The 26251-nt window shown below is 37.1% G+C and carries 29 protein-coding genes and 1 tRNA gene; 21 read left to right on the top strand and 9 right to left on the bottom strand.

What is annotated here, in order from left to right:
* Positions 1–23 precede the first annotated feature (23 nt).
* Together ACFIKU_RS07310 and ACFIKU_RS07305 are read left to right on the top strand one after the other, a co-directional pair.
* Complete coding sequence (locus ACFIKU_RS07310; protein WP_375657117.1) at positions 24–1850, top strand: hypothetical protein; 1827 nt, start codon at positions 24–26, stop codon at positions 1848–1850.
* A 147-nt stretch (positions 1851–1997) separates the two neighbouring features.
* Positions 1998–3074, top strand: a complete 1077-nt coding sequence (locus ACFIKU_RS07305) for a COX15/CtaA family protein (protein ID WP_375657121.1) — start codon at positions 1998–2000, stop codon at positions 3072–3074.
* A gap of 20 nt (positions 3075–3094) precedes the next feature.
* Here the strand turns inward: ACFIKU_RS07305 and argC are convergent, their stop codons facing one another.
* Positions 3095–4027 carry an N-acetyl-gamma-glutamyl-phosphate reductase gene (gene argC / locus ACFIKU_RS07300; RefSeq protein WP_375657116.1) on the bottom strand — a complete coding sequence of 311 codons (933 nt, stop codon included), beginning with the start codon at positions 4025–4027 and terminating at the stop codon, positions 3095–3097.
* A gap of 322 nt (positions 4028–4349) precedes the next feature.
* On the opposite strand from argC, the gene glyA reads away from it, so the two are divergent.
* The 6 genes from glyA (at position 4350) to nusB (ending at position 8887) form a co-directional block, all read left to right on the top strand.
* Positions 4350–5663, top strand: a complete 1314-nt coding sequence (glyA, locus tag ACFIKU_RS07295; RefSeq protein WP_375642351.1) for a serine hydroxymethyltransferase — start codon at positions 4350–4352, stop codon at positions 5661–5663.
* A gap of 11 nt (positions 5664–5674) precedes the next feature.
* Entirely contained in the window at positions 5675–6157 is a 483-nt protein-coding gene (nrdR, locus tag ACFIKU_RS07290; protein WP_375642350.1) for a transcriptional regulator NrdR, read from the top strand.
* A complete protein-coding gene (ribD, locus tag ACFIKU_RS07285; protein WP_375657115.1) occupies positions 6150–7277 on the top strand; it encodes a bifunctional diaminohydroxyphosphoribosylaminopyrimidine deaminase/5-amino-6-(5-phosphoribosylamino)uracil reductase RibD in 1128 nt (375 codons plus the stop codon). The genes nrdR and ribD overlap by 8 nt, the downstream gene beginning before the upstream one ends.
* Positions 7259–7876: a riboflavin synthase gene (locus ACFIKU_RS07280; RefSeq protein WP_375657114.1), complete on the top strand. Its 618-nt coding sequence runs from the start codon at positions 7259–7261 to the stop codon at positions 7874–7876. Before ribD ends, ACFIKU_RS07280 begins: the two co-directional genes overlap by 19 nt.
* Before the next feature lie 82 nt (positions 7877–7958).
* Complete coding sequence (locus ACFIKU_RS07275) at positions 7959–8414, top strand: 6,7-dimethyl-8-ribityllumazine synthase (RefSeq protein ID WP_375642347.1); 456 nt, start codon at positions 7959–7961, stop codon at positions 8412–8414.
* A 2-nt stretch (positions 8415–8416) separates the two neighbouring features.
* A complete protein-coding gene (gene nusB / locus ACFIKU_RS07270; protein ID WP_375642346.1) occupies positions 8417–8887 on the top strand; it encodes a transcription antitermination factor NusB in 471 nt (156 codons plus the stop codon).
* A 77-nt stretch (positions 8888–8964) separates the two neighbouring features.
* Here the strand turns inward: nusB and ACFIKU_RS07265 are convergent, their stop codons facing one another.
* Complete coding sequence (locus ACFIKU_RS07265) at positions 8965–9444, bottom strand: outer membrane protein assembly factor BamE (protein WP_375642371.1); 480 nt, start codon at positions 9442–9444, stop codon at positions 8965–8967.
* Positions 9445–9666: 222 nt separating this feature from the next.
* Here ACFIKU_RS07265 and ACFIKU_RS07260 point away from each other — a divergent pair, with 222 nt between their 5' ends.
* From ACFIKU_RS07260 to ACFIKU_RS07240, 5 genes are all read left to right on the top strand, one after another.
* Positions 9667–10224 carry a DUF177 domain-containing protein gene (locus ACFIKU_RS07260; RefSeq protein ID WP_375657113.1) on the top strand — a complete coding sequence of 186 codons (558 nt, stop codon included), beginning with the start codon at positions 9667–9669 and terminating at the stop codon, positions 10222–10224.
* Positions 10225–10364: 140 nt separating this feature from the next.
* A complete protein-coding gene (gene plsX / locus ACFIKU_RS07255; protein ID WP_375657112.1) occupies positions 10365–11435 on the top strand; it encodes a phosphate acyltransferase PlsX in 1071 nt (356 codons plus the stop codon).
* Between the two features lie 49 nt (positions 11436–11484).
* Positions 11485–12459: a beta-ketoacyl-ACP synthase III gene (locus ACFIKU_RS07250; RefSeq protein WP_375657111.1), complete on the top strand. Its 975-nt coding sequence runs from the start codon at positions 11485–11487 to the stop codon at positions 12457–12459.
* Between the two features lie 77 nt (positions 12460–12536).
* Complete coding sequence (locus ACFIKU_RS07245; RefSeq protein WP_015856447.1) at positions 12537–12851, top strand: integration host factor subunit alpha; 315 nt, start codon at positions 12537–12539, stop codon at positions 12849–12851.
* 195 nt (positions 12852–13046) lie between these two features.
* Positions 13047–13550, top strand: coding sequence for a MerR family transcriptional regulator (locus ACFIKU_RS07240; RefSeq protein ID WP_375657110.1), 504 nt, complete (start codon positions 13047–13049; stop codon positions 13548–13550).
* Between the two features lie 1049 nt (positions 13551–14599).
* Here ACFIKU_RS07240 and thrS read toward each other — a convergent pair.
* From thrS to ACFIKU_RS07225, 3 genes are all read right to left on the bottom strand, one after another.
* Entirely contained in the window at positions 14600–16576 is a 1977-nt protein-coding gene (gene thrS, locus ACFIKU_RS07235; RefSeq protein WP_375657109.1) for a threonine--tRNA ligase, read from the bottom strand.
* 111 nt (positions 16577–16687) lie between these two features.
* Positions 16688–17038, bottom strand: a complete 351-nt coding sequence (gene yidD, locus ACFIKU_RS07230; RefSeq protein WP_375642340.1) for a membrane protein insertion efficiency factor YidD — start codon at positions 17036–17038, stop codon at positions 16688–16690.
* Complete coding sequence (locus ACFIKU_RS07225) at positions 17039–17467, bottom strand: iron-sulfur cluster assembly scaffold protein (RefSeq protein ID WP_375642339.1); 429 nt, start codon at positions 17465–17467, stop codon at positions 17039–17041.
* Between the two features lie 125 nt (positions 17468–17592).
* On the opposite strand from ACFIKU_RS07225, the gene folE reads away from it, so the two are divergent.
* The 6 genes from folE to ACFIKU_RS07195 all read left to right on the top strand — a co-directional run bounded on the left by folE (position 17593) and on the right by ACFIKU_RS07195 (position 23098).
* A complete protein-coding gene (gene folE, locus ACFIKU_RS07220; protein WP_375657108.1) occupies positions 17593–18204 on the top strand; it encodes a GTP cyclohydrolase I FolE in 612 nt (203 codons plus the stop codon).
* A gap of 136 nt (positions 18205–18340) precedes the next feature.
* Positions 18341–18425: transfer RNA gene (locus ACFIKU_RS07215), tRNA-Leu, on the top strand.
* Between the two features lie 192 nt (positions 18426–18617).
* Complete coding sequence (locus tag ACFIKU_RS07210; protein WP_375642337.1) at positions 18618–19790, top strand: alpha/beta hydrolase; 1173 nt, start codon at positions 18618–18620, stop codon at positions 19788–19790.
* A 137-nt stretch (positions 19791–19927) separates the two neighbouring features.
* Positions 19928–20434 (top strand): hypothetical protein, encoded by a 507-nt coding sequence (locus tag ACFIKU_RS07205; protein WP_375657107.1) that lies wholly within the window; start codon positions 19928–19930, stop codon positions 20432–20434.
* A 700-nt stretch (positions 20435–21134) separates the two neighbouring features.
* A complete protein-coding gene (locus tag ACFIKU_RS07200) occupies positions 21135–22292 on the top strand; it encodes a tyrosine-type recombinase/integrase (RefSeq protein WP_375657106.1) in 1158 nt (385 codons plus the stop codon).
* Positions 22293–22567: 275 nt separating this feature from the next.
* On the top strand, positions 22568–23098 hold the full coding sequence (locus ACFIKU_RS07195) for an antA/AntB antirepressor family protein (protein WP_375657105.1): 531 nt from the start codon (positions 22568–22570) through the stop codon (positions 23096–23098).
* Between the two features lie 166 nt (positions 23099–23264).
* On the opposite strand, the gene ACFIKU_RS07190 is transcribed toward ACFIKU_RS07195, so the two are convergent.
* The 3 genes from ACFIKU_RS07190 to ACFIKU_RS07180 form a co-directional block, all read right to left on the bottom strand.
* Positions 23265–23477: a hypothetical protein gene (locus ACFIKU_RS07190; protein ID WP_015856478.1), complete on the bottom strand. Its 213-nt coding sequence runs from the start codon at positions 23475–23477 to the stop codon at positions 23265–23267.
* A gap of 131 nt (positions 23478–23608) precedes the next feature.
* Positions 23609–23836, bottom strand: a complete 228-nt coding sequence (locus ACFIKU_RS07185; protein WP_375657104.1) for a hypothetical protein — start codon at positions 23834–23836, stop codon at positions 23609–23611.
* Complete coding sequence (locus tag ACFIKU_RS07180; RefSeq protein ID WP_375657103.1) at positions 23833–24495, bottom strand: lysozyme; 663 nt, start codon at positions 24493–24495, stop codon at positions 23833–23835. Before ACFIKU_RS07180 ends, ACFIKU_RS07185 begins: the two co-directional genes overlap by 4 nt.
* Before the next feature lie 160 nt (positions 24496–24655).
* Between ACFIKU_RS07180 and ACFIKU_RS07175 the strand changes: the two genes are divergently transcribed.
* Positions 24656–24958, top strand: coding sequence for a type II toxin-antitoxin system RelE/ParE family toxin (locus tag ACFIKU_RS07175; RefSeq protein WP_273783482.1), 303 nt, complete (start codon positions 24656–24658; stop codon positions 24956–24958).
* Positions 24945–25265 (top strand): addiction module antidote protein, encoded by a 321-nt coding sequence (locus ACFIKU_RS07170; RefSeq protein ID WP_273783426.1) that lies wholly within the window; start codon positions 24945–24947, stop codon positions 25263–25265. Before ACFIKU_RS07175 ends, ACFIKU_RS07170 begins: the two co-directional genes overlap by 14 nt.
* A 46-nt stretch (positions 25266–25311) precedes the next feature.
* Here ACFIKU_RS07170 and ACFIKU_RS07165 read toward each other — a convergent pair whose 3' ends face one another.
* Positions 25312–25839, bottom strand: coding sequence for an antA/AntB antirepressor family protein (locus ACFIKU_RS07165; RefSeq protein WP_273783424.1), 528 nt, complete (start codon positions 25837–25839; stop codon positions 25312–25314).
* Positions 25840–26251 lie beyond the last annotated feature (412 nt).

The following is a 26251-nucleotide window of genomic DNA, read 5'->3' as shown; positions in this document are numbered from 1 at the left end:
GTATTTTGCTGGTTAAAATAAAGATGAGTCTTAAGTGTCATAAAAGGCTATTCATACGTACCGTATGGCGAAGCATTTTGATTGTTTTGCTATTGCAAATGCTATGTACGTCTTTGATTTGGTTGTATTATTTTGTCCAGCCTCGTGGTTACCAAGCAACTTTAATATTTTCATTATCTGATTCTGTAGGAAAACCGTTACCAATTAAAAAGCAAGACAATATTATCGCTTTTTTGTTTTCACAGCCTATGTTCTTTAATGATTCGCATTTTTCTTTAAGTGCTTCTTATAAGAAAAAAGATCATGAAAATATCCGTTTATCGCGTCATGGTGATTTTATCGATCTTACTTTTGAAGCTGAGACACTTGAAGCAGCTCAACGTGGGTTGGAAACTTGGTTTTCCGCATTTTCACAAGCAATCATAAAACAGAAACAATTCTTATTAAATGATAAATTAGAAGACACACAATATGATAATACTGCAATCGTTAATATCGTGCAGGGATTTCGTACATCTGTTGATTCTTTTATTCAGCATGGTGTAAAACAAACAGAGCTTCATGATCTTTCTATGCAATTAACGCAAGCAACCTTAAAGCGCCTTCATTTAACAAGTTTGAATTCAATGATTAATATGATGCGTGAAAAGGGACAGTCTTTACTGTCTTTATCATTTATTGCAGGTAATTCAGCAATTGTTGCTCTGGAATCTAAACGTGATCTTTTGGAAACGCAAAGAGCACATATGGCAGCGCAATTGGGGTGGGCACATCCCCAAATTAAAGCAATGAGTGCGGAATTAGAGACAGTTTCTCAACAATTAAAAAATAAAATTTTACAAATCGTTTATCAAGTTCATTCAGATGAAGTTATTGCAACGGAATTAGAAGAACAGCTCAAAAAAAGAATGAAGTTTTTTGTAAAAGATCAATCCCAATCTTTGAATGAAATATTTAACGAGTTTGAAAATAAAATAAAAGCAGCAGTTTATGCACAAAATAAAGCGATGAGCAAATCTGCTCAACGAAGAGAAAAAACTATTGGTTCATATCGGAGCTTGAGTGATGATCCTCTTCTCTTGCAAAATACAAATATCCACGTGGTTACGCCAACAACGTTAGCACCAATTTCTTTTATGGCTCTTTATGGAAAAAATATTCTTGTGAGTGCATTGGTCAGCTTCCTTACTCTTTTGCTAGGAATACTGTTATTTTATCCGTGCTTTAAAAGCAAAAAAGACCAACTCTCTGAAGAGGATTTGAGATCAAAAGAAAATGCTCTTAAGAAGAACGAGAGTATTTTAGTTTCTCAAGAAATGAAAAAATTTGAAGCTTTTATTACGATAGAGGGATTATCTGATGTTTTGAAATGGCGTGCTTCAAGCATTATTTCAATCATTGGACCAGAGGCTGCACGGACAGCGGCAAAGCTTTCACTTCATCTCACAAAAGAGAACAAAACAATTTTGTTGGTCGATATTTCTGGTCAACAAATAGAGAAAGTCATTGGCCCACATCGCGGTCTGAGTGATATTTTAACGGGCAATGCCAAGTTTCATGATGTTATTTACCGTGATTATGATACGGGGGTTGATATTCTTCCTCAGGGGTTAACAAGTGCTATTTCTGCACAGGATTTCTCAAATGACATTTCTCATATATTACAAGAATTTAAAAAAGAATATGATTTTATCATCCTAGAGATGGCAAGCGAACCCAAATATGGATTTGAGCAATTTGCAGAGCTAACAGACTATTATATTTGTAATACTGTTCTTAATGAACAAGAATGGATGATGCGGATGGTGGACAGCTTTCCAAAAACTGTTTATCGGGTTGTTGCATCATAAACCTTTGTAAAACAGAAATATGTATCGCATGTTATAGTGGTACGCTTGTTTTTTGCTAAAGTTATAGTACATACTAATATACACAAAGAGTTAATGTTTAAATTTTAAAATGCATTGTAGTTGGAGAGAACCGTGAGTCAATCAGGGATGGCAGTAAAGAGATTAAACAATAGCATTTTAACGCCTGTGCAAAAGAAAAATAGAAAACAAATACAGGTGTGGCTTTACTCTATTTTATTGCTTTGTTTGGCAATTGTCTTAGTGGGTGGTGCTACTCGTTTGACGGGATCAGGATTATCTATAACGGAATGGAAGCCAATACACGGCGTTATTCCACCGATTGGTGTGGATCAATGGCAAGAGGAATTTTTAAAATATCAACAGATAGCACAATATAAGCTGCTTAATCCTGATATGACCTTAAGTGCTTTTAAGGTCATTTTTTGGTGGGAATGGGCGCATCGTGTTCTTGGGCGTCTTGTTGGTCTTGTCGCTTTATTGGGAATCATTTGGTTTTGGGCGACTAAGCGTGTTGAAAAAAATATCTTACTCCCGCTTATTGTCGTACCTATTCTTATCGCCTTTCAAGGCTTTATTGGTTGGTGGATGGTTGCTTCAGGGATTGGGCAAAGCAATTTAACAAGTGTGAGCCAATATCGTTTGGCATTTCATCTTATAACGGCATGTTTTGTTATTATTTTTGTTACTTATTTATCTCGAGGACTTGCAGAATACTCAGAAAAGCCTGCAAATCAAAAGGTGCAATATTTTGCGGCTTGGCTTGTTATTCTCGTCTTGATAGAGATTTATTTTGGAGCTTTGGTTGCAGGGCTTCATGCTGGAAAAGTCTATAATACATGGCCTCTTATGGATGGGCAGATTATTCCGGATGGATTGTTGCTGCATCGTCCTGTTTGGCTCAATTTATTCGAAAATTCCTTAATGGTTCAATTTATTCATCGGTTTTTTGCTTATTTTTTATTTATTGTCTCAGTTGTTCATGCTTTCTATGTACAAAAAAATGTTCCACATTCAACCCATTCTCGTCGTGCATTTCTTATCTGTGTTATGATTATTATCCAAGCACTTTTGGGTATCTTAACACTGTTACATGAGGTTCCGATAAGTTTAGGGCTCATTCATCAAAGTATGGCACTAGCAGTGTTATGTTTTGCGGTTGCGCACTGGCGAGCGACAAAAGGGGCATATCGGGTTGTTGAATAAAAGTTTGTGTTTAGGGAGGTTTAGTCGCTTGAAAGCATTAAATCGAGGTTTTGGATAGCCGCAGCTGATGCGCCTTTTCCTAAATTATCGAATATGGCACTGAGATTAAAAATGCCTTCACGATCATTTCCAAATACGAACAGTTTCATATCATCGTTATTGGCTAAACACTCTGGATTAAGTCTTTGAAGTGAAGCAGTTTCTTCTTGTGATGCAACTAAAATGGTATTTTGTCCATCGTAATGGTTTGCGAGAATTTCGCGCAAATCAGAACAGTTTGCTGATTTTGTGAATAAATGGCGATGCAGTGGAAGATTCACAATCATTCCCTGAGGAAAACGACCAACACTTGGTGTAAAAAGTGGGGTTTGTTTGATTTGTCCATAGATTTTGATTTCTGGCACATGTTTGTGTTCAAGATTAAGACCATAGATAAAATAATTTTCCTGAATATTTTGTTGGGATTGATTTCCCATTTGTAAAATCAACTGTTTTCCACCACCGGTATAGCCGGAGATTGCATTAATCGAGATGGGATAATAGGCGTCTAGCAGTCCTGCTTCACGGAGTGGGCGAATCAAACTAATGGCACCGGTGGGGTAGCATCCGGGATTGGTTACATAACGTGCTGCTTGGATGCGCTTTCTTTGTCCTGCTGTCATTTCAGGAAAACCGTAAACCCAGTCTGGTGCAACACGGTGGGCTGTCGAGCTATCAATAATCCTAATGTTTTTATTTTTTTTAAGCCAATGAACTGTTTTACGTGCAGCATCATCTGGAAGACACAAAATAGCAATATCGGCTTGATTAAGATAGTCTTGTCGCAGATGAACATTATGGCGATCTTTATGAGCAAGAGAGAGTAGTGTTAAATCTGTACGCTTCTCTAAGCGTTTTTGTATTTGTAGTCCGGTTGTGCCATGTTCACCATCAATAAAAACTTTGGTTAGCATTCTTATTTGCCTTCGTATTAACTTTACCTATTATATTCAGCTTTTCACATTATCAATTATTTTTAATCATTAAATTATTGAATTTCTTTAGATTATAGATACCTTTTGTAAAAGGTGTAAACAAATAAGCGTGTAAAAGAAGAAATGTAAATTCATTTTTCACCATTCTTGAGAGGGAAGTTTTTCGCTGTTTTTATAACAAAGAATAAGATAAATATTTGCGTCATTATTTTTTAGTGTAAGTAGTTTAAAATGTTTGGTTTGCATGGTTTGCTGTGTTATCGTTCAGTGACTTTATTTTTTTATGTTAGGAACATGTTTTATGACTCAGCAAGAAAATGACGCACAAAAGCGCTTTTTTAATGATAATTTACAAACTGTTGATGGTGCAATCTTTGATGCAATTAGAGGGGAGTTTGAGCGCCAACAACATGAAATTGAATTGATTGCTTCAGAGAATATTGTTTCAAGAGCGGTTCTTGAAGCGCAGGGGTCTGTTTTAACTAATAAATATGCAGAAGGTTATCCAAGAAACCGCTACTATGGTGGATGTCAATTTGTTGATGTCGTTGAAGATTTAGCCATTGAAAGGGCAAAACAGCTTTTCGGTGCTGCTTTTGCAAATGTACAGCCTAATTCTGGTAGCCAAATGAATCAAGCTGTCTTTTTAGCTTTACTTCAGCCTGGTGATACATTTATGGGATTAGATTTAAATGCTGGTGGTCACCTTACGCACGGGGCATCTGTTAATATGTCAGGAAAATGGTTTGATGTTGTTTCCTATGGTGTGCGTAAAGAAGATCAGATCATTGATATGGATGATGTTGAGCAGCTTGCAAAAGAGCGTAAGCCCAAACTTATTATAGCGGGTGGCTCATCTTATCCACGGCTATGGGATTGGAAACGATTCCGTGAAATTGCAGATGAGATTGGTGCTCATCTACTCGTTGACATGTCTCATATTGCTGGTCTTGTTGCCGGTGGCGTGCATCCTTCACCTGTTCCACATGCGCATATTGTAACTACAACCACACATAAGTCGCTTCGAGGTCCTCGTGGTGGTTTAATATTGACAAATGATGAGGCTTTATCCAAAAAAATTAATTCTGCAATTTTTCCTGGTCTTCAAGGTGGTCCTTTAATGCATGTGATTGCCGCGAAAGCTGTTGCGTTTGAGGAGGCTTTGCGTCCCTCTTTCAAGAGTTACAGTGCCAATGTTGTCGCTAATGCGAAAACTTTAGCAGAAACATTACAGGGTAATGGTTTTAATATTGTTTCTGGCGGTACAGATAATCACTTGTTGTTGGTTGATTTACGTTCCAAAAATCTAACGGGTAAACGTGCTGCATTGGCTTTGGGACGCGCTCATATTACCTGCAATAAAAATGGTGTTCCTTTTGATTCTGAAACGCCATCTATAACATCGGGAATTCGTTTGGGATCACCTGCTATCACAACGCGTGGTTTTTTAGAAAAAGAGTTTATTCAAGTTGGTCATCTGATTTCAGAAGTTCTTGATGGTCTTCGGAGCGCAAAAAGTGATGAAGATAATTATGCCGTTGAAATGGCTGTTAAGAAAAAGGTAAAAGATTTAACGAGTCAATTTCCTCTTTACTCTTATCTTAGCACTCGTTAAGGACACAAAAGATGCGCTGTCCTTACTGCCAATACGAGGATACACAGGTTAAAGACTCACGTCCAGCCGAAGAGGGGGCAGTGATTCGCCGCCGTCGTGTGTGTTCCGTTTGTGGTGGACGTTTTACGACTTTTGAACGTGTTCAGTTGCGTGAGCTCTTGGTTACTAAAAAAAGTGGACGATGTGAACCATTCGATCGTGATAAGTTAATGCGATCAGTTGATGTGGCTGTACGTAAGCGCAATATTGATCCTGATCATATTGAACGAGCAATTTCTGGTATTGTGCGCCAGCTTGAAAGTTTGGGAGAACCAGAGATTTCTTCAGAAAAAATTGGACATCTTGTGATGGAAGCATTGAAAAGAATTGATGATATTTCTTATATTCGTTTCGCTTCTGTGTATCGAGATTTTCGTAATGCAAGCGATTTTCACGATGTTATAGATGAATTATCAAAGGGTATTGCGGATACAGAATCTCGTTTTGATGAATAAAAAAGTGCAAGATGAACGGTTTATGGCTGCAGCTATTCGTTTAGCAGAGCGTCATGTCGGTCTTACAGGTGAGAATCCTTCCGTTGGTACGTTAATTGTGCAAAACGATAATGGTGCGGGGGCATTTATTGTTGGCTATGGCGTAACAGCTATTCATGGGAGTCCTCATGCGGAAGTGCAAGCTTTACACATGGCTGGTTCTTTGGCTCAAGGAGCGACTGCTTATGTTACTTTAGAGCCTTGTGCGCATTATGGAAAAACTTCGCCGTGTGTAAATGCACTTATTGATTCAGGGATTTCTCGAGTTGTTGTTGCGCTGACTGATTGTGACAAGCGTGTTGATGGTCATGGTATTGCTCTTTTGCGAGCGGCGGGTATTGAAGTGGTTGAGGGCATTTTAGCTGAAGAGGCTTTTGAATCCTTATGGACGCATTGGTGCATAAGGAAGATACAACGCTGTGCGGTCACTTTTAAAATGGCAATTTCTGCCGATAATGGTATTGGAAAAAGAGAGAAGGGTAGCGTAAAAATTAGTGGAACACTTTCTCATGCCCATACGCATATTCTACGTGCTCAAAATAATGCTATCCTCGTTGGTATTGGTACTATATTAGCAGATGATCCACAGCTCAATTGCCGCTTGCCAGGGATGGAGATGCGCTCACCAATTCGTATTATTTTGGACGCAGATTTATCTATCCCCCTTGATGCAAAAGTTGTCCAAACAGCCATGAAAATTCCTACATGGGTTATTTGTGATGTGGATCTTTCAAAGAAAAGCAAAAAAAATGCATTGGAGCAATATGGTGTGTCTGTTTATTCAGTAGAGATGAACAATGGTTGTGTAGAACCCTTTACTCTTTTACAGATGCTTTATAAACATGGGATTAATAGTGTTTTATTGGAAGGGGGCGTAAAGACAGGGGAAAAGTTTTTGAATGCTGGTTGTGTTGATCATTTGATATGTTTTTATACCCCCATTGTTTTAGGAAAAAATCGTATTGAAGCCCCTCATTTTGGAAATTATCTCTCGCAGTTTCATGAGATTGAGACAAGAATGTTTGGCAATGACCGTTTTTATAAATGGAGACGTAAGACATTATGTTCACAGGAATTATAACGGATATTGGTTGTATTGAAGATGTTCAACCTTTAACGCAGGGGATACGATTAAAGATTTCTACACGCTATGCTATAGAAAGCTTGGCAATTGGCGCATCAATTGCTTGTTCAGGAATTTGTCTGACAATTGTAGAGCGAGGACTAAAACAAGAAGATTCTAATTGGTTTGTTGTCGAGGCGTGGGAAGAAGCATTACGTTTAACTAATCTTGCACAATGGACAAAAGGAACTTTTGTTAATTTGGAACGTTCGCTTCGATTAGGTGATGAAATGGGAGGACATTTGATTTCTGGTCATATTGATGGTTTGGCTGAAATCATTGATCAAAAAAATGAAGGGGATGCAATTCGTTTTTATTTAAAAGTTGCAAGACAATTTATGCCTTTCATTGTCAATAAGGGATCTATTGCACTTAATGGGACGTCTTTGACTGTTAATGGTGTTAAGGATTGTGTTTTTGATGTTCTTATTATTCGCCATACACTCGAAATGACAACGTGGAAACAAGCTAAAATTGGAGATCAGGTCAATTTGGAAATTGATCAACTTGCTCGTTATGCTGCAAAAATTTTTGCTTTAAAAAGAGAAGATGAATAAGTCAAAACTCTATTGATCGTTTTCAGAATTTTATGCTTTATAGCCTTGATTTTTTTTGATTCGTTTTTTGTGGAATTCCATTATGATGAAAGAGATACGTAAAAAACTTCACGTATTGATTGTTGAAGCACGCTTTTATGAGGGGATTTCTGATGCGCTTTTGAGAGGTGCAGTGAATACTTTGCAAAAAGCTGAAGCAAGTTATGATGTTGTAACCGTTCCTGGAGCATTAGAAATACCAAGTGCAATAGCTTTTGCTGAACAAAATAAAATATCTTATGATGGTTATGTTGCTCTTGGTTGTGTTATTCGGGGTGAAACATATCACTTTGAAATTGTTGCTAATGATTCTTGTCGTGCATTGATGGATTTAACTGTTCATCAGCACTTGGCTATTGGAAATGGTATTTTGACTGTTGAAAACGAAGAACAAGCATGGGCGCGTGCAAAACTAGATGACAAAAATAAAGGTGGTTTTGCGGCTGAAGCTGCTTTATGTATGATCGCTCTAAAAAAGAGATTTGGAGATAATCGTTAAATATGGCTGATATAAAAAGCAGACATTTTCCGCGTTCAGCCAATAAACGTGGAGCAGCAAGACTCGCTGCAGTTCAAGCCCTCTATCAAATGGATATCGTGGGTTCGGGGGTGATGGAAACAGCAGCTGAGTATGAAGCTTATCGTTTGGGAAAAGACATCGATGGAGACCAGTATCTTGAAGCTGATTTTCAATGGTTTTTGTCTATTATAACGGGTGTTGTAAAAGATCAAAAGCAGCTTGATCCTCTGCTTCATCAACAGCTCTCTGCAGAGTGGTCTCTTTCACGTCTTGATTCTATATTGCGAGCAATTTTACGAGCAGGTTTATGGGAGTTGATCAACCGCAAAGATGTTCCCGTTGCGGTTGTCATGAATGAATATGTTGACATAGCAAAAGCATTTTTTGAAGGTGATGAGCCAAAACTTGTTAATGCAGTTCTCGACAGTATGGCAAAAAAAGTCCGCCTCTAAGAGCTACAAACTCTCCCATTATTAGGTCTGATAATATCAAACCTAATAATATTGGAATAGTATGCGGACTATATGATTTAGTTATGGGGTGGCAAATTGGCAGGGCCTTTTATAATTTGAATTAAGAAAGGATGTTCTTTTGTTACAGTTGGCGTTGTTTGTGTAATAAAATCAAACACTTGACCGTCTTGCAATCCGTAATTTGCAACTTTCGCAACCTGATCATTTTTATTGAAGTAAATGGCTAAAACTTTGCGATCAATAATCTTTGTTTTCATAAACTGCATCCCACGATAGCGTGTCTGTGAGATGTAATAAAAAACTTCATTATCATATTTTGTTTTTAGGGAAGGGGTCCCTAAAGTTAAAAGAACTTGCTCTTGACTTGAGCCAACAGAGATAGAGCTTAGAGCATTTTTATCAAGAACATAGCCCTCTCTATAAATTTGGCTCGAACCTGAAGAATCAAGAAGACTACACCCCGCAAGCATTCCTATGCTTGCTATTGATAGACCAATCAATAATTTACGTTTGATTAAAGTTATTATGTGAGGCATTTGAAACAATGATATCTCCTTTTTATACTGAGATGTTAGGACAAGAAGGCAACCTCAAGTTTTTTCTAATTTTAACTTAATCTACCGTAGCTTACACTGAGTTTCCTTGTTATAAAGCAAATTATGCCATATAGAATTTCTTTAGAAAAGAAAAAAATGCATAAATACTTGAGATAAATAAAAACACAGTGCTTTATGCGTTTTTATGTTTGGGAGTTGTCAATGAATGTTCAAAATGTTCCTCAAATGACATTTGCTTTGGCTTATCCAATATCCGTACGTTCTCTACCTGCTAAAGGTATAAGGGTTCATCTTTGTGCAAACAAAAAAGAATGTACACATTTAGCCCAGAACCATAATTTAATTGAAGTAAAATCTTGTGAGGGAAAATTCCATATTTTCCCGTGGAAAAAACGCGGAGTGCGTATAAAAGGTCTGTTGCAAGCGCGTATACTACAGTTATGTGTTGTTACATTAGAACCATTAGAAAATATCCTTTGTAAAAATATTGAGGTTGTTTTTGTTCCTGAAGATTCAAATTTGATGGAGCCCAAAATATCAGAGGATACTGGAGAATTGTTTTTAGATGTGGAGGGGCTTGATACTCCTGAAGTGTTTTATGATGATAAAATTGATATTGGTGCAATCATGGAAGAATTTTTTGAGTTGTCTATTAATCATTATCCACGTAAAGAGGGGATAAAGATGAATATGGTTGAAAATTTAGAAGAAGCAGAGCGAAAAATTTCTCCATTTTCTGTTTTGAAAAATTGGAAGTGATTGTAAAAAAATATCTATTGTATGCTAAACGGTATTTTCTGCGGAGTGATTTTCGCAAGATTGGCTTTGTGAATGTTCAGGAGCCAAAAATCATAATATGTATTTAAAGATGTAAATGAAAAGATGTGGGATATGCAAGCGTGATTAGAATTTCTGTGGATGTCATGGGCGGTGATTACGGTCCAGAAGCAGCTATTGCAGGAGCAGCAATTGTACAAAAATATTTATCAAATATTTATTTTCTGTTTTATGGAGTAGAGGAGGCTGTTCGTCCGGTTTTAAAAAAATATCCCTGTTTGGATTCTGTATCGCGCTTTTGTCCTACAGAAAGTTATACGCGCATGGATGAAAAGCCAAGCCAAGCACTTCGTAATGGACGTGGTAAATCATCAATGTGGTACGCCATTGAGGCGGTAAAAAATGGTGAAGCTGATGCTTGCATTTCTGCTGGTAATACGGGTGCACTCATGGCCATGTCTTATTTTTGTTTGAAAATGCTAGCAGAGGCAGAACGTCCTGGTATTGCGGGTATCTGGCCAACACTTCGCAGTGAGAGTATCGTTTTAGATATTGGAGCAACAATTGGTGCCTCTGCTAGCCAGTTGGTTGATTTGGCGGTTATGGGCGCGGGTATGTTTCGCGCTTTATATCACACTGAAAGACCAAGTGTTGGACTTTTAAATGTGGGAGTGGAAGAGGTTAAAGGACTTTATGAAATAAAAAAAGCAGGAATGATATTGCGTGAAGTGCCATTAGACGGATTGGAATATAAAGGATTTGTTGAGGGCAACGACATTGGAAAAGGAACAGTTGATGTTGTTGTAACAGAAGGATTTTCTGGTAATATTGCTTTAAAAACCGCAGAAGGAACTGCGCGACAGATAGGAGAGATTTTAAACTCCGCACTGCGCAGTTCTTTTTTAACATCTCTTGGTTATTTTTTATCGCGGGGTGCTTTTCGTATACTGAAACATAAAATGGATCCCGATAGGGTGAATGGAGGAGTGCTTTTGGGGTTGAATGGTGTTGTGATCAAAAGCCATGGGAGTGCTAATGCTAATGGTTTTGCTTCTGCTATCCGCGTTGGTTATGAGATGGTTAATAATGGGCTTTTGAAAAAAATAACTGCTGATTTGCGACGGTTTCATGAGAATAAAGAAACACTTTTTGATCAAGAAGATGAAGCGGCGGTGAATGGAGAGCCCTTATGATAAGCTCTTATAATAGAAATAAAAAATTTGAAGAAAAGGTAAGAGCTGAATGATTCGGTCAATTATATGTGGTGTAGGGAGTGCTTTGCCGAAAAGAAGTTTATCAAATGATGAGATTGCAAAGTTTGTCGAAACGTCAGATTCATGGATTGTTCAGCGTACAGGAATACGCCAACGTTATATTGCCAGTGAAAATGAAACGACTGTTTCTTTAGGGGTTGAGGCTGCGCAAGCAGCACTTACAAATGCTGGTTTAACAATAAAAGACATTGATTGTATTATTTTAGCAACGTCCACCCCGAATCGTACTTTTCCTGCTTCTGCTGTTGAAATTCAGCATGCTTTGGGAATGAGCCATGGATTTGCTTTTGATATTCAAGCTGTTTGCTCTGGTTTTATTTTTGCTTTAACAACGGGAGATTCTTATTTACGGTGTGGAGGGGCTAAAAGAATTTTAGTTATTGGATCCGATACATTTTCTCGAATTTTAGATTGGGAAGATCGTACGACATGTGTTTTGTTTGGTGATGGTGCGGGTGCTGCTATTTTGGAAGCTCAAGAAATTGAGGGGGAGATTGCTTTTGAGCGTGGTATATTGTCTGCGAAACTGCGCTCTAATGGTGCTTATATAGATAAGCTATATGTTGATGGTGGACCTTCAACAACACAAACGACAGGTTATTTGCGTATGGAAGGACGAGAAGTTTTTAAATATGCTGTTGGTATGATAACGGATGTGGTTGATGATTGTTTTGCAGCTGCAGGTATGGATTCTTCACAACTAGATTGGTTTGTACCTCATCAGGCTAATAAGCGCATTATTGAAGCATCTGCTAAAAAGCTGGGAATTTCACTAGATAAAGTTGTGATTACCGTTGATCAACATGGTAATACGTCTGCGGCATCAGTTCCGTTGGCTTTAACAGCAGCTGTTTGTGATGGAAAAATAAAAGAAGGAGATCTTATCATGTTAGAAGCCATGGGAGGTGGATTTACATGGGGTGCAATTCTTATTCGTTGGTAAATCATGGCTACTTGACCATATTTCAAGAAAACGTATAAGTCATTTTGTAATTTTTAATATTTTAATAGGTGGTTATAATGACAAGTAAGACAGTAACGCGTGCAGATTTAGCGAGCGTAGTTTGTAAAAGAGTGGGCTTGTCACATACTGAATCAGCAGCTTTAGTCGAATTGGTTTTGGATGAGATTTGCAACTCACTTGTAAGAGGTGAAGCGGTTAAATTATCTTCTTTTGCAACTTTTCAGGTTCGCAGTAAAAATGAACGTGTTGGACGCAATCCAAAAACAGGTGTTGAAGCACCTATTCCGCCGCGACGTGTTGTGACGTTTAAGGCTGCCAATGTCCTTAAACAGAGAATTTTAGATTCGCATCGTGCAAGACAGAAAAAATGATATCTCATAAATAAATGCCATGATATGTTTGGTATTTGTTAAAAAATGTATAAAATGAAGTTCTTTGTTTTTTAGAAAAAGACTGTTGAGTAAGTCGTCAATGATGGTCTTATTTTTGACTAATCTTGTTGAGAAATTGGGACAGAATGAGTCATTGTAAAGTAATTTATTTTGTTTTAAATAAGGTGTTGCAAAATGGATAAAAGCTCTGATGCTTTTCGCACAATTAGCGAAGTAGCGGAGTTATTAGAGCTTCCGCAGCATGTCTTAAGATTCTGGGAAACACGTTTTAGGCAGATTAAACCAATGAAACGTGGGGGAGGAAGGCGCTATTATCGTCCAGTCGATGTTGATTTGCTCAAGGGTATTAAGCAGTTATTATATGATCAGGGTTATACGATAAAAGGTGTGCAACGCCTTTTGAAAGAAAATGGTGTTGCTTTTGTGACTGCATTGGGTAATGGTGATCTTGATGCTATGAATGTGGCCATAGAGAAGAAACATGCAGGACAAACTTCTGAAAATGCTAGCAATAAGCCTAAGAAATCTTCTTTTGGGCTTTTGAGTTTCATGAGGAATGAAGGAGAAACATCTGTCGGTTCTGTGAATCTTTACAAAGATAAAACTGATAAAGCATTGTTGCAAGAAATCCTGTTTGAGCTCATTGAATGTAAGCGTGTTCTTGATAGAGCACGATAACGATAATATTTTTTTATTTTATATGTGGTTCTTTTTTAGCAAAACATGTGTTTTGAAATTGTTTACAAATCAATATCTAGCATCTGGCGTGGCAATGTGTTGCGTAGATATTTAGATGTTTTATGAATGTGCTCAGAGTTTGATACGTCCAACGAGTAGTCATATATCGTATGTGTGTATTTAACGAGTTTTTTATTTGGTAAAATATGAAGAGGGGAAAGGGTACACGCTGAGTTTTGCTATTTTTCTTTGATTTAGCTTTATAAAAGTTAAGGCAATATCTCATCAGTGTAGATTGTGTGATGTAGAATGCTGTTGGTTTACCAATTCATGTGCTTGTTTTAAAGAGGCGTTTCTTAAGGCTTCTTAAGCTTATTTTACCATGATGCCTCGTGAATGATATAATGGTAAACCCGTTGAGCACCGCTATTTTTATACTTATGAAGGAGCAAGTTGTTATCATCATTATAGTTTATAGCCTGCCCTCAATCATTTTTATCCAGACACTCATTCCGCTTGTTTCGTGCAAGCGAATGATTTTGATAGATTCAACATAAACATATTTAAAATGAGAGAGCCTTATGATATTCGAAACCTTATTTAATATGAATAACGGTATATTATCATTATAAATCAATGTACTGTCTTTTTTATAAGGGCTTATCTTACGAATAAGTCATATCATTGTTTAGCTAATTTTACATATTTTTTATTAATAAATATAATCTTGTTTTCGGTCTCCTTGATTGATGTTGCTATCATTATCGTGATGATCTATCCTTGATAATAGCACTATCTTTTCATTATAAAGCTAAAAGATGAATGTTATCATTAATATTCAATTGTCTATGATTTTTACATTTAAACAGCTCATAGCGTACATTCAATTTTTTCACCAATCCACCTTGTAAAGAGTGATCACGTGATTCTTTCTGGTGATCGGTAATTGTGCATGAAAGAAAAACGTACGACAACATCAAATCGTTTTATTTTGTGCAAAAATTGAAGATTTATAGTAAAAAATTAATGTATTATCATCTTCTGTGATGTTATGCATTTATTACACGTTGCAAATCCGGAGGTGTTGCCTCATTTAAGAGTTGTTTAATCACATCTTCTACAGATAAAAGGGTTTGATTTGTACTTCCTAAGCGGCGCATATTTACGCTGTTTGTTTCAGCTTCACGTTTACCACATACCAAAATTACGGGGACTTTTTGTAAAGAATGTTCTCGTATTTTATAGTTAATTTTTTCATTACGGAGATCTATTGTTGCGGAAAGCCCTATAGCTTTAAGTTTTGCCATTATTTTTTGAGCATATTCATTTGCTTCGGATGTAATTGTTGCAACAACAACTTGTTCAGGAGCAAGCCAAAGTGGCATATGTCCAGCAAAATTTTCGATTAATATACCAAGAAAACGCTCCATTGATCCAAAAATAGCACGGTGGATCATAACAGGTTGACGTTTTTCTGAATCTTTATCAATATAGAATGCACCAAAACGTTCAGGGAGATTAAAGTCTATTTGTGTTGTTCCACATTGCCATTCACGACCGATAGCATCCTTTAATGTGTATTCAAATTTTGGACCATAAAATGCTCCTTCACCTGGAAGGATGCTTGTTTTGATTTGTCCTGCAAATTTTGTTTCAATTGTTTTAAGAACAGATTCCATGATACTTTCTGCATGATCCCACAATGCATCAGACCCAACTCGTTTTTCTGGACGTGTTGAAAGCTTAAGACTAATTTCTTTAAAACCAAAATCAGCATAAGTTGATAAAATAAGATCATTAATACTGAGACATTCATCGGCTAATTGTTCATCAGTACAAAAAATATGTGCATCATCTTGCGTAAAACCACGCACACGCATAAGACCATGTAAAGAACCTGAAGGCTCATAACGATGAATAAGTCCAAATTCCGCAAGTCTAATAGGCAAATCACGATAAGATTTTAAACCATGTTTAAAAATTTGCACATGGCCAGGGCAATTCATTGGCTTAAGGGCATAAACATTCCCATGATCTGAATCTTCTGCTGCTGGAATTACTTTGAACATATTTTCTTTATACCAGCCCCAATGGCCAGATATTTCCCAGAGTGACCTATCGAGAACTTGTGGAGCATTAACTTCAGCATATTGATGATCATCAAGGCGTCTACGCATATAGTTGATCAAATTTTGGAACATTTTCCAACCTTTTTTGTGCCAAAAAATCATTCCTGGCCCTTCTTCTTGAAAATGAAATAAGTCCATTTCACGTCCCAAGCGGCGATGATCACGTTTTTCAGCTTCTTCTAGCATATGGAGGTAGGCTTTTAAGTCATTTTCATTTGCAAATGCTGTTCCATAAATTCTCGTGAGCATTGGATTATTGGCATCGCCACGCCAATAAGCTCCTGCGATCTTCATTAATTTGAAAGCATTCCCAATTTGCCCTGTAGATTGCATGTGTGGTCCGCGGCAAAGATCAAACCATTTTCCTTGATAATAAATTTTTAAATCTTGATTTTCAGGAATGCTATCAATAAGTTCAACTTTATAAAACTCCTTTTTTTCAGAAAAAATTTTTCTTGCTTTTTCACGAGACCAAATTTCTTTTCTAAAAGGTTTATTGCGTTGGATAATTTCACGCATTTTCTTTTCAATGACGGTGAGATCATCTAATGTAAAAGGTTGTTGGCGTGCAAAATCATAATAGAATCCATTCTCAATGACAGGACCTATTGTTACTTGCGTTTCAGGAAAGAGTTCTTGCACTGCTTCAGCAAGGACATGGGCGCAATCATGCCTTATGAGCTCAAGAGCGCGTGAATCTTCTCGGGTAATAATCTCTACTTGACCAGATTGTTCCAATGGATCCGATAAGTCTCGTATGATACCATCAAGACTATAGGCGACTGCTTTTTTTGCAAGTGATTTAGAAATGGATTCTGCTAATTCCAAGCCTGTTATTTCTGCGGGGTAATTACGTTTTGAACCATCGGGAAAAAAAAGAGAAATAGAGCAAGACATAAAAACACCCATTTAATCCAATTCCGCTAACGATTGCGGATGGTTTCGTGAAAATTAAGTAAAAAGCTTATAGACTGATTTTTTATCAATACATACGAAAAAAGGAAAGGATTATTTGTTGTGTTTGTCAGAAATTTTCCAGTAACGCCAAGGTTTATAAAAACAGCAAGAATTTCCAAGCGAAATAGGCACTGGATCAAAGCCATCTGTTCCAAAGGGACCACAACGTATGATACGAAAGAGTCCCATCCACGCACCAGCCCAAAGCCCATGGCGTGCAATCGCTTCATATGTATATTCTGAACAAGTCGGGGCATGGCGACATTGATTGCCTATAAGACTCGAAAGTGTTATCTGATAGAAACGTATTAAGAAAATACCCAATAATCGTCCTGGTGTTTTTTGCCACGTGCCTGTGTAGTTTCGAGTCAATTTTTTTTGTCGAGCTTGTGATTTGAACATTTATTTTTCTTCAATTTTTTGAATGCAGTCTATCGTTGCATCAAAGGGGAGTAGTGTTGCTGCATGGCGCATTTTATAGTCTTTAATGGGCTGTAAGCAAGAAAAATCCTCAAATGGAGCTTGAGGAGAAGGACCATTTTGTGTTAGCATTTGATATATAACTTCACGCAATATTTTAAGATCTTGTGTTGTTTGTCCGATAATATGAGATGCTAAAAGTGAAGCCGAAGCTTGCCCTAGTACACATGCATGTATTTCATGGGCAAAATCCGTAATAATACCATTTTCCACTTTTAAATCTACAGTGATTGTTGAACCACAAAGATGTGCATGTTTTCTTGATGTTGCATCAGGATTATTAAGACGCCCAATTTTGCCTATATGTGCAGCATATTTAAGTATTTTATCATTATAGATATTATCAATCATATGCTATTGCCTGAAATTTTGAGAGTTGTGATTGTTTAAACTTTTAATTCGCTTATATAGAGATTATACAAAATGAAATAGGTATGGAGCAAATGCTTTGTATAGAGTAAGCTTGGAGTTTTTGAATGCGTAACGTTGTTAAAGAAGACGCGAATTTATCTGAAGAAAAGCGTCCGAGTATTGAAGAGGTGGAAGAAGCGATTCGTACATTACTCTTATGGATAGGGGAAAATCCAAATAGAGAAGGGCTTTTAGATACTCCAAAACGTATGGCCAAGGCATATCGAGAGCTGTTTAATGGTTATAGTCAATCGGTTAAAGAAACCTTAGGCACAGTTTTTGAAGAGGTTTCAGGATACAATGAAGCCGTAATCGTAAAAAATATATCTTTTTATTCACACTGTGAGCATCATATGATTCCAATTATTGGGAAAGCACATATAGCATATCTTCCTAATGCAAAAATTGTTGGCCTTTCAAAAATTGTACGTATTGTAGATATTTTTTCTCGTCGTTTACAAACACAAGAAGCTATGACAGCGCAAGTGGCTCACGCGTTAAAAACGTATCTGAAGCCTCATGGTGTAGCAGTATTGATTGAGGCTGAGCACATGTGTATGGCTATGAGAGGAATCCAAAAACAGGGCTCTACAACAATTACAAAAAACTTTCATGGTTATTATGAAAAAGATCAAGCGGCACAAGCACATTTTATGATGATGATTCAAAGATCATAGTAAAGCCCATATTTCTCGTAATCTCTATTAAGTTATAAAGCATCCGGATAAAATAAATTATGAGAAAAAGAAAATTGGCTTGTACCTTTCTTTATGATTTGTTAAAGGCTAAAAACCAAGTTTTTTCTTTCTACGTGCGGTCGTGGCGGAATTGGTAGACGCGCAGCGTTGAGGTCGCTGTGGGGCAACCCGTGGAAGTTCGAGTCTTCTCGACCGCACCAGTTAGCGGTGAGTCTCTCCATAATGACATGAATTTATTTAGAGAGAGGGTATGTATACGCATTATAGAAAAATCTTTGTTATATGTTATTTGTTGGTGTGTTTCTAAGAATGTTTCATTTTTTATTACTTTATCTATGCATTTGAAATGTTATATTTTTATAAGGTGGGGTGACATTGCTGTGAGAAGTATAATGATTCTGAAATATTTAACACTTCTTATTTGTATTTCTTTATTGTCAGCATGTAGTGATTCACGTGCTGTACTTTGGCATGGTGTGCATGCAACTCCTTCTATGACTGCAGTAGAAAGGGAAGTTGAAGGGAATCCGGTTCCTCCAAAAGCTATTGTTCCAGTGTATGTTGCAACAAGTCGTATGATGCAAAATAATTACGCTCAACCTTATGGTGCAGAGCGATCAAATAAAGTTCATTATAATCGCATTGATGTAGGAATTCCTCAGCAACATGTAAAGGGAGTTGTTGAAATAAATGCGTATAAACCTACGCATGATAAGTATTTTGCAGCAGTAGCATTGCAAAAATACGATAATAAAGAACAGTTTAAACAGCAATTAAATGCTGCTTTAGCAAAAAAGCCAAAAGGAAAAAGAGAAATTTTTCTTTTTATCCATGGGTATAATAATAATTTTGCAGATGGTACATTTCGTACAGCACAGTTTACACACGATTATTCTTTAAATGTTGTCGCTGTGCATTATTCTTGGCCTTCCGCCGGATCTGTTCCTCTTTATATTTATGACCGTGACAGTGCTAATTTTGCTCGTGACGGATTGATAGAGCTTTTAACACTTATTAGTGAAACCAATGCTGATCAAATTTCGGTTATTGCACATTCTATGGGCAATTTTGTTATAATGGAAGCATTTAGAACTTTAGCCTTACAGAAAAAATATAAGCCTATTCGTCGTATTACAAGTTTATTAATGGCTGCACCAGATATTGATGTTGATGTATTTGAGCGCCAACTTAATGATATAAAAAAACTCCCGCAGCCAACAGCTATTTTAGTATCCAGAGCAGATAAAGCTCTCGCGGTTTCAGGGCGCCTTACGGGTGGACATCATCGTGTGGGCGATGGCTCAGATATTGAAATGTTGCGTAAAAATGGAATAGCTGTTCTTGATTTCTCTCATGTGGATGGGGGAGCACACAATGTCTTTGCATCTTCGCCAACGTTGATGGCTCTTTCTCGAGAAGGTTCTTTGGCTTCCACAATTATGCAAGGCACAGAATTGTCACCTAGTCAAGCCCTTCTTGCTGATAGTAGTAGTGTGTTGGAGAAAACAACACATCTTATCCTTTATACACCTGTACGTTTTCTCTCTCCGAGGATTCCTCGTTGATAGTGAAAAGAGAGAAGGGATTCCATCGAATAATGCATTGGAGGTAATATTTTTTAGCACTTTCTTTAGAATGGTTTTGTAAGATGAAAAATAAATAGCGGGATGAATATAAAAAACAGTCATTAGGTGGATTTTTGATGATTGCACAGGAACGCTATGTTAATACGCCTACAGTTATTGATTATTTATCTCATTCCGCAATTAAGTTGTTAGACATTCATGCTATGCTTGTGAAGGTGAGAAAAGGTGATATGGGGGAAAAACCAAATTTATTGCGTCAAATTGATTCTACAAAAAAACAGTTAGATGAGATAAGCCATGCTCTTATTTTAGAATATCGTAAACGCCAAGAAAATGAGCGTTTTTTTAAACAAATTCTGCTATCCATTTCCGATCAACTTTTTGCGCTTAATAATGGTTTTAAGGAAACAGGACGTCTTTTTTTTCAAGAAGTTAGAATACTTCAATCTCAGATGCAATGCTTATATGAGGGAAAGGAGAGGCTGCATTTGTTGAATAGCCAAGAATCTTTTTGTTCTCCATCAAAGATTGATGAAGTCATTAAACAGTTACAAAAAGCACGAGAAAAACTTATTCTTGAAAGCCCACATCTTTTTGAAAAAAGCACAAAAGCTAAACAATAAAAGTTCTTTAGTTGAGCAGATAGATAATTTGAATTTTACAGCAAAAAATGCTGTTAGATAGAAGGCTATAATCTTTTTTAAGAAAAGAATTTGCTTTAAGAAATGAAACACATGTATTTTATAATCACACTCTTTATCGCATTAAAGCTTTAAAAGACTTTGGTTATATCTTTCCTAAAGTTAAGGCTGATGCATTAGGTGGCTTTATTGAAGAAAATGTTTGTGGAAAGAACTTAAAAAAACTATCTGATTCTTTTAATAATGGCTCACCGGATAATTTTGCTAATATTATGGAGTTGTTAGTATATTCATTAGAAACTTAAATTCTAATATTGTTCTTGATAGGAATCAGCTGAATTTAAAGCATTAAAAAAGAAATTTGATAAAAATAACACGTTTTTTTAATTCACGCCCAGCTCCATCTTCTCCTGAATTTAAAAATGCTCGGAAAATGAATAAACTACAGGTGGAACAAAAAAAGCATATGGTGCCCCCAGAGAGCGAATCAGGCTTTATTAGCAAGAATCAGATTGTGTAAAGATGCGCAAGGACGTATTGATGTCTATAGCTTTTTATGATTCAATAAAAAAAGTAAGTATTAAAGAAAAAATCTCAAATCAGAAATTAAAGGTGGTCTAAAAGGTGGACCCAAAAAGGTGGACGAGCAATGCTTGAAAAGGTGGACGAGAGGGGACGTTAAGTGAGGGCGATTCATCGGTTATCAGCATCATTCGTAAAGACGTCTCCGCAGGGTAAATATTGTGACGGGGCAGGGCTATGGTTAAATGTTCGAAAAGACAATACACGCTCTTGGTTTTTTCGTTATACGCACCACAATAAGCGCCGTGAAATGGGACTTGGTCCTGTTACGAAACTCTCTTTAAAAGAAGCGCGTGAGCTTACAAGATATTATAGTGATATTCTTAAAGAAGGCAATGATCCTATTGTCTTTCGAGAACAGACTATTTTAAAACAGCAAAGCAATATTTTTCAAGAAATTGCAAAAGCGGCTTTTGAAAGCAAAAAAGCAGAGTTGAAAAATGAAGGTAAAAACGGCCGATGGTTTTCTCCACTAGAGTTGCACGTGATTCCACACATTGGTAATTTACCTATAGAAAAATTAACAGCCAATATCATTCGCAATGTTCTCGCACCCCTTTGGCATGAAAAAGCAGATACGGCAAGAAAAGCACTTAACCGTATCAATATTTGTTTGAAATATGCTGCGGCTCTTGGTCTAGATGTTGATCTACAAGCTTGTATGAAGGCACGCGCGCTTTTAGGAAAACCACGTGCGACATCAACAAATATTCCTGCTATGCCATGGCAAGAGGTTCCGGCATTTTATCAAAGCTTGGATGATAAGATCCTTTCAAATTTAGCACTGAAGTTATTGATTTTGACAGGAGCACGATCATATCCATTGCGCTATTTGCGCCTTGAACAAATTGACAAAAATATATGGACGATACCAAAAGAAAACATGAAAGGTATTGTAGGGAAAGTCTCAGACTTTCGCGTGCCACTAAGTGATGAAGCTTTGAGAGTTATTGAAAAAACTCTCCCCTTTGAAAAGAATGGTTTTCTCTTTTCTGGTCTTAGAGGCAACCCCATTTCTGATGCCACCATGGCAAAGTATATGACAGTTTGTGGTTTGACTTATCGTCCCCATGGTTTTCGTTCAAGCTTACGGGATTGGATAGCAGAGACAACGTCAACACCATTTGAGATTGCCGAAACTGTTCTTGCACATACAGTTGGGAGTTCAGTGACAAAAGCTTATATGCGGACAGACTTTTTAGAGCAACGGCGCTCTCTCTTGGAACAATGGGCGTCTTTTATATCAGGAGAGGCTTGACAGGATTATAACAATGTGTCTATTGTCGAATGAGGTGCTTGAAAAACACCTTAAAACAACTAGCGGATTGGTTGCCGAAATAACTGATCTTCCGCAATTTAAAAGCTTTGACTCATTGTATGCTAGACGCGTATAATAGCTTTGTCGGGTGTGGTTATGCCATATAATACCCTTTACGGGGAAAGCATAACGACGGGCTAGTTGCCGTGTTTTTCAGCACCCGGCATTTTTATAAAAAGTGTCAATGAAAAACATCTAACAACTAGGAGTTCGCTATGAACACTCTTATAGAAATTACGGAACAAATCATTGATCAGGAAACTGTTCAAACCGTTAACGCGCGTGAGTTACATACGTTTTTAGACGTTAATATACGCTTCAACGATTGGATTTCACGACGGATTGAAGAATATTCTTTTCAAGAAAATCAAGACTTTGTGAGTTTTACTCAAAAAAGAGTAAAACCTAAAGGCGGTCGTCCAAGCATAGAATACCACATCACTCTAGACATGGCAAAAGAGCTCTCAATGGTTGAACGCAATGAGAAAGGGCGACAAGCGCGCCGTTACTTTATTGAGTGTGAAAAGAAACTAAGAAGCCAATTTGTTGATTATGAAGACACACGTTTTGCTTTCCCAAAAGATTGGGATAAAATGTCTCCAACTAAAAAGGCTGTTTACATTTATGGACCTCTCCATATGCATCTTGTCAAAGCCTTTACGTTGGTAGAAGAGAGCAAACATTACAAAATGCTTGTTAAAGAGGCAAAACAGGTCTTAGAAAAACCTATTGTAAAAGCTGCTTAGCTTAAAACACGATTCATCTCCCCGTTTTAAAAGCGGGGAGGGGGTAATTTTTTAATTTTTTGAAAACCACTGTTTTAAATGTGTAAAGCTATTATTGATCGCCTCCATGAGACGAGCAAAATTAAGAAACCATTTTCTAAAGGATTTCGCACGTCTCAGAGTATGTTTAGAGTCGGATATTTGGTTTTTGTGTAAAAATACTTACAAACGCATCCATAATACGTGAAAAATCAAGCGCTAATAAGAGTATAATGAGTACAATCCATTTCGTATAACGAGACATCACTTTTACACTTTTGTAGGTCATGATGATTTCTTGAAGTATTTCTTTTTCTGCTTCTGTAAGCTCTATATCGTCTTGTGTTTTTTTTCTAGCCATGTTTCCACCCACACAAGCGTTGACCTAGATTATTGTGCTTTAAGATCTCTCTTGCTAAATTGGAACTGATGGCGTTCAGATCTTTCCGGCTTAAATAAATTGGCAACCAGCCAACACAAGAAGAAGCATATTTATTTGTTGCGCAACCAATCAGAGAGAGCAGCACGCACATCAGCATCACTTTTTTGATTAACTTCACTTTCCACCTCCAGACGTGTTTTGGCTGCTTTTAAAGCCTTTTCTGTTTGCTTTTGTTGCTCTGCTTTTTTCCCAAGAGTAAAAGTTCTTGCTAAAATTATAAAAAAAGCGGCTAAAGCCGCACCTGTTATCATCAGATTTCTTTTCATCCATAAGATCATAGGCGGTGCTCCTGAAAGCGTTTAGCAACAAAGAAGATACCAGCACATGCGGCTAAAATCATAATGGTTGCCAAAGCCCATTGGATTGGTCCATTTCCTGCTAACAAACCACCAAGACCTGAAAAAGAGCCAATAATCGGTGCAAGAGCTTCTGCTTTGAAAACCCCCGTTGATGCTTGCGTTTCTACTGTTTGATAATTGGAGGAAACATAAGCCCCTTTTGCCCATAAGCCTGTTTCTGCCGCACGCCGGTGTGCTAGACCTTGCAAACGCTTACCGCCTGCTTTGGTCCATTTCTGTAGCTCTGCAGGGACAGCTTCATATTCACCTTGATTGAGCTTTTTTAACAGTGTCGAGTTACAAAAAGCATCTGTTCCTACATTATAACAAAAGGACACTAACGCTGCGAATTGTTCATTCGTTAATGAAACTGTAACAGCGCGTTCAACGACATTTTCAAATTGTCTTAAGTCTTGGCAAAGAAGTTCTTCTGCTTGCTTTTCAGTGATTGTCATGCCTTCGTAAATAAAAGGTTTTCCAGCACTGTTTGTATGTCCATAACCTATTGTCCATACCCCAATGGCATCTTTATAGGCGTTCAAACGCAAACCTTCCCATTGTTTAATAAGTGCAAGTCCTTCTGATGATATTTTTCGCATTTACTTCTCCATAAAAAAAGCTCCGCAAAAAGCAGAGCTGGATTAAAAAATTGACATCTTTCCCATTCGGAAAGATAGCTTGGTTAAGCTTCATGTCGCTTTTTCATGGGAACAAAAGAATGTATTTGACATTGTAATGATTGTATCTTATAAGTTACAAATGTTTACAGTATACAAAACAAAGCATTTTATAAAATGGCTAGATTCTTTAAAAGATGAGATTGCGCAAGCGCATATTGTTAAACGGATAGCAAGAATAGAAACGGGATTTCTTGGAAATGTAAAATTTTTCCGTGGAATTGGAGAGTTAAAAATACATCATGGTCCTGGCTATAGAATCTATTTTGTAAAACAAGGTAAACAAATCATTTTGTTATTAAATGCGGGTGATAAATCTACACAACAAAAAGATATCGAAAAAGCTCTCCAATTAGTAAAGGAAATGAAACATGGAAATTACTAAATTTGACACAAGTGAATATTTCAAGACACCTGAGACACAAAGGATTCTTTTAGAAGATGCTCTTGAAAGCAAAGATAGCAAGTATCTTGCCCATGCTCTTGGTATAATAGCAAAAAACCAAGGAATGAGTAAAATCGCCCAAAATACAGGGCTATCAAGAGAGTCTCTTTATCGTTCTTTAAGTGATAAAGGCGACCCACGGCTTTCTACTTTTCTCAGTGTTTTGAGTGCTTTAAATTTGCAGATTAGCTTAACGCCTATCCAAAATAATTGTAAGGAACAAGCGGCTTTAGAAGAAGCATCTTGACCACCTCCCCATTTTTGAGAACGGGGAGGGGAGGCATATTTTTTACTTAAGCGGCTTTCACTACAGATCTTTCTAAGACTTGTTTTGCTTCTTTGATTATGGCTTTGTAATGCTTGCTTTCTTCTACCAACGTAAAGGCTTTGACAAGATGCATGTGGAGAGGTCCATAAATGTAAACAGCCTTTTTAGTTGGAGACATTTTATCCCAATCTTTTGGGAAAGCAAAACGTATATCATCATAATCAACAAATTGACTTTTTAGTTTCTTTTCACATTCAATAAAGTAACGACGAGCTTGACGTCCCTTCTCATTGCGCTCAACCATCGAGAGCTCTTTCGCCATATCTAAGGTGAGATGATATTCTTTACTTATAACATTTTTACGTTTCTCATTTTTGAGAAACGTAAAACCATAATCTTGATTTTCCAAAAATCCATATTCTTTAATACGGCGTACAATCCAATCTGCAAATTTAGAGTTGACTTCTAAAAACGTATGTAATTCACGTGCGTTAACTGTTTGAACAGTTTCTTGACCAATATTTTGTTCTTTAATTTCTATAAGAGTGTTCATAAGAATTCCTTACTATTTAGATGTTTCTTAATGACACTTTTAAAAAGTGCCGGGTGCTAAGAAACACGGTAGTAAGTCCGTCGTTATGCTTTTCCCAAAAGGGTATTTTATAGCGTAACTACACCCGACAAGATCATTATATGCGTGTAACGTACAATGAGTCAAAGCCTTTAAACGTGCGGAGAAGAGATTTGTTTCGTAACCAAATCCGCTTACTATTAAGGTGTTTCTTAGGCACCTGATTCGATTATTCATATTGTCACTACATTGTCAAGCAACTTTCTATAATTTTTTGATATTTTTGCTAATTGATATCCTCTTCGTCCATATGGATAACGCCGTCTCCTTCGTCGCATGCGTTTGGTGGGGCGTTTGGATCAAGGGTGTCGTCTTTGTCTGGTGTTGTGTTTGC

Origin of the sequence: Bartonella sp. CM120XJJH (genome assembly GCF_042194715.1) — a bacterium.
Lineage (GTDB): Bacteria > Pseudomonadota > Alphaproteobacteria > Rhizobiales > Rhizobiaceae > Bartonella.
Note: the sequence above shows the minus strand (reverse complement) of the source record. Positions and strands in the feature narration are given on the sequence as shown.